Annotated in this window: 5 protein-coding genes; 4 read left to right on the forward strand and 1 reads right to left on the reverse strand. The window is 48.4% G+C overall.

The window, feature by feature from the left end:
• Positions 1-145: 145 nt before the first annotated feature.
• Both ACJMLT_RS02485 and ACJMLT_RS02490 read left to right on the forward strand, forming a co-directional pair.
• Positions 146-640 carry a TRAP transporter small permease gene (locus ACJMLT_RS02485; RefSeq protein WP_405726084.1) on the forward strand — a complete coding sequence of 165 codons (495 nt, stop codon included), beginning with the start codon at positions 146-148 and terminating at the stop codon, positions 638-640.
• Positions 637-1926, forward strand: a complete 1290-nt coding sequence (locus tag ACJMLT_RS02490; protein WP_405726087.1) for a TRAP transporter large permease — start codon at positions 637-639, stop codon at positions 1924-1926. The genes ACJMLT_RS02485 and ACJMLT_RS02490 overlap by 4 nt, the downstream gene beginning before the upstream one ends.
• A 175-nt stretch (positions 1927-2101) precedes the next feature.
• On the opposite strand, the gene ACJMLT_RS02495 is transcribed toward ACJMLT_RS02490, so the two are convergent.
• Positions 2102-2371 carry a hypothetical protein gene (locus tag ACJMLT_RS02495; RefSeq protein ID WP_405726090.1) on the reverse strand — a complete coding sequence of 90 codons (270 nt, stop codon included), beginning with the start codon at positions 2369-2371 and terminating at the stop codon, positions 2102-2104.
• A gap of 98 nt (positions 2372-2469) precedes the next feature.
• On the opposite strand from ACJMLT_RS02495, the gene ACJMLT_RS02500 reads away from it, so the two are divergent.
• The gene (locus ACJMLT_RS02500; protein WP_405726093.1) at positions 2470-2922 is read left to right on the forward strand and encodes a hypothetical protein; all 453 of its coding nucleotides are present in this window, start codon (positions 2470-2472) and stop codon (positions 2920-2922) included.
• Positions 2919-3159, forward strand: a 241-nt coding sequence (locus tag ACJMLT_RS02505) for a hypothetical protein (protein ID WP_405726096.1), incomplete at its 3' end; no start/stop codon positions are given. The genes ACJMLT_RS02500 and ACJMLT_RS02505, both read left to right, overlap by 4 nt.

Consider the following 3159-nt stretch of genomic DNA (forward strand, 5'->3'; position numbering starts at 1 on the left):
ATTCAAGGCTGCTTGTACAGACCTGAAAGATCTGGCTTACAAAAAAGTAAAAGATCCTTCTGTTGTAGACCTGCTGTACAGCGAAGTTGAAAAAGCGAAAGTAAAATTCCCTGCTGAAGGTTAATAGGAAAGGGGAGGAAAAATAATGTTGAAAAAAATTTGGGACAACCTGGAAGAATTCATCATCGTTCCACTGATTTTTGCGATGTCCATCATCATTTTCATTCAGGTTATCATGCGTTATGTATTCCAGAACTCTCTGACATGGTCTGAAGAGCTGGCAAGATATATGTTCGTATGGCTGGTATACTTCTCCGTAAGTTTTACAGCCAGAAGACAGAAACACATCCGTATCGACGCGGCTATCAATCTGTATCCCAAAAAACTGCGTCCTTATGTTGAGATCCTGAGCGAAATCATTGTTCTGGCATTCTCCATCTTCATCGCTGTCACAGGCGTAACAGTATTCCACAAAATTGCATGGTCCGGTCAGATGTCTCCTGCCATGGGTATCCCTATGCAGTTCGTTTATGCGGCACCTATGATCGGTCTGGGCCTGACAGCGATCCGTCAGATCCAGACAATCGTGCAGAAAGTAAGAAATCTGAAAAACAATACTGAGGAGGTGGCTGAAGCATGACAGGTACAATTGCTGCAGTAGTATTTCTGACACTGATCGTTTCCCTGGTGCTGACCGTTCCCATTGGTTTCTCTCTGGGTATTGCATCTCTGGGTTATATCCTTTATACAGGCCAGCTGACACCCGGCTTTATCGCACAGAACATGGTAACCGGCTGTGACTCTTTCCCTACCATGGCCATTCCCTTCTTCATCTTTGCCGGTGAACTGATGGGCGGCGGCGGTATCTCTAAGAGACTGCTGAATCTGGCATCCGTATTCTTCGGCAGAATTCAGGGTGGTCTGGCGATCGTAACCGTTGTTGTATGTATGTTCTTTGCGGCGATCTCCGGTTCCGGCCCTGCAACTGTAGCGGCTGTAGGCGGTATGGTCGTTCCCACTATGCTGGAAAAAGGCTATGATAAAAAATTCGTACTGGCACTGATCGCAGCTGCCGGTTCCATCGGTGTTATCATTCCTCCTTCCATCCCCATGGTTATCTATGCGGTAACAACAAACAGCTCCGTATCCACACTGTTCCTGGCCGGCTTCGTACCCGGTATCCTGATCGGTCTGGTACTGATTGCATATTCCTACTTCTATGCAAAGAAAATGGGTTACAAAGGTGACGATGAACCCTTCTCTGCAAAGAGAGCACTGCATGAACTGAAGGAAGGTTTCTGGGCGATTCTGTCTCCTGTAATCATTCTGGGTGGTATCTATGGCGGTATCTTCACACCAACAGAAGCAGCGGCTGTATCCGTAATCTACTCTCTGGTAGTAGGCTGCTTCATCTACAAAGAACTGGATCTGAAAAAACTGCTGAATGTTACAAGAAATGCTTGTGAAACAACAGCTTCTATTCTGATCGTTATCGGCTGTGCTGCAGGTTTCTCCAAAGTCCTGACACTGGGCCGTATCCCTACTACAGTAGCATCTGCAATGCTGGCTCTGACAGATTCCAAGATCGTTATCCTGCTGCTGATCAACGTACTGCTGCTGATCGTTGGCTGCTTCATGGAAACACTGTGTGCTATCATGATCCTGGCTCCCATCCTGTATCCTGTTGTTACAGCTATGGGTGTTGACATCACACACTTCGGTATCATCATGGTAGTTAACCTGGCAATCGGCTTTATCACACCTCCACTGGGCGTAAACCTGTTTGTAGCATCCCGTGTAGGCGAAACCACGCTGGACAATGTGATCAAGGGTATCATTCCTTTCCTGGGTCTGATGATCGCAACATTGCTGGCAATCACTTACATTCCCGCTATCTCTATGTTCTTGCCTAATATGCTTGGTTAAGACATTCTGATATAATTGTTAAAAGCTTCTCCAAGGAGTGGATCGATATGAGTATTTCGAAAAAAATTCTGCAAAGTCTGCTGGACTGCGGCATCATTTTGATGACAGCGCTTTGTATGTTCCATTATTATGGCTGATATTCGATGACCTTCATCTGTTCCCAATCAGATGTAGCTCATATTGAACTCCCCAAAGACCTTCTTCCCTCGCGGAAGGAGGTCTTTTCCCTTTTTCGGGAAAATCCCGTGACATGGGTGCCGTGACCGTTATCATCGTAAGGTGCGGTTTTTCCATCTACCAGATCCAGAAAAGCAATGATACGGTTCTGGGGATGGGTGAAATCGGCCACGGGAGAAATGCCTGTATCCAGAAAGGCGATCGCGAGAGGGGCCTTGTTGGGTCGAAAGATTTTTTCTGCGGCAAAAAGCCGCTGTTTTAAAAGCATGGCGAGCATCTCCTTTCTTTATCAAGGTATGTAAAAACGTATTTTTGGGGACTTTTGGGCATATCTTTGTTTCAGAAGAAAAAAGGAGCGGATAGCAGATGGCGGAAAAAAACAGTATGGAGATGCTTTCTGCCCTGATGGGAGAACAGGGGCAGGATGCCTTGCAGATGCTGCAGCGGATGGAGCGGCTGAAGCGCCTGATGGGGACGGCAAAGCCTGTGGTGCAGACAGTCCCTGCGGAGGTCAGAGAAGGGGGCGATATTTTTGCCCGTAGCAAAAGGGAAAACATGATCTCGGCGGCGATCCCTTTCTTGGATCGGGAATACCAGAAGGAGATATATATCATTGTACGGCTGATGGAAATGCGGCGGGTGCTGGACGGCGGCCTGCTGGAAATGCGGCAGAAGCAGGAGGAACCGCCGGCCCTGCGCAGAAGGAAACTGTTGGGGGCGGTGCGGGCTTATTTGCCGCCGGAGGAAGGAAATCGGATGGAAACCTTGCTGAAAATGATGGATGTGAGAGAACTAATGGGACGGGAGGAACGGAAATGAGCACATGGGACACGCCGGAAGTACAGGCATTGGGAGAGGAACGGCTGAAATTGCTGCGGGAAGCAGCGGAACAGGCAAAGGGGAAAAACGGCATGGAACGGCTGGATGTTTTTCTGGAGTATGGAGAAAAACTTTCCGCCGGGGGCAGCCTGCCGCCGGAAGAACAGAAAGCATTGCTGGCGGCAGTGGCAGCCAGTCTGCCCAAGGAAGACCAGAAACAGCTGATGCAGGTCATGG

Origin of the sequence: Anaerotignum sp. (genome assembly GCF_045122575.1) — a bacterium.
Taxonomy (GTDB): domain Bacteria; phylum Bacillota; class Clostridia; order Lachnospirales; family Anaerotignaceae; genus Anaerotignum_A.

Excerpts from the sequence above, each read along its gene's own strand:
- ACJMLT_RS02500 (WP_405726093.1), top strand. The coding sequence starts at position 2,470 with ATGGCGGAAAAAAACAGTATGGAGATGCTTTCTGCCCTGATGGGAGAA.
- ACJMLT_RS02495 (WP_405726090.1), bottom strand. The coding sequence starts at position 2,371 with ATGCTTTTAAAACAGCGGCTTTTTGCCGCAGAAAAAATCTTTCGACCC.
- ACJMLT_RS02490 (WP_405726087.1), top strand. The coding sequence starts at position 637 with ATGACAGGTACAATTGCTGCAGTAGTATTTCTGACACTGATCGTTTCC.
- ACJMLT_RS02485 (WP_405726084.1), top strand. The coding sequence starts at position 146 with ATGTTGAAAAAAATTTGGGACAACCTGGAAGAATTCATCATCGTTCCA.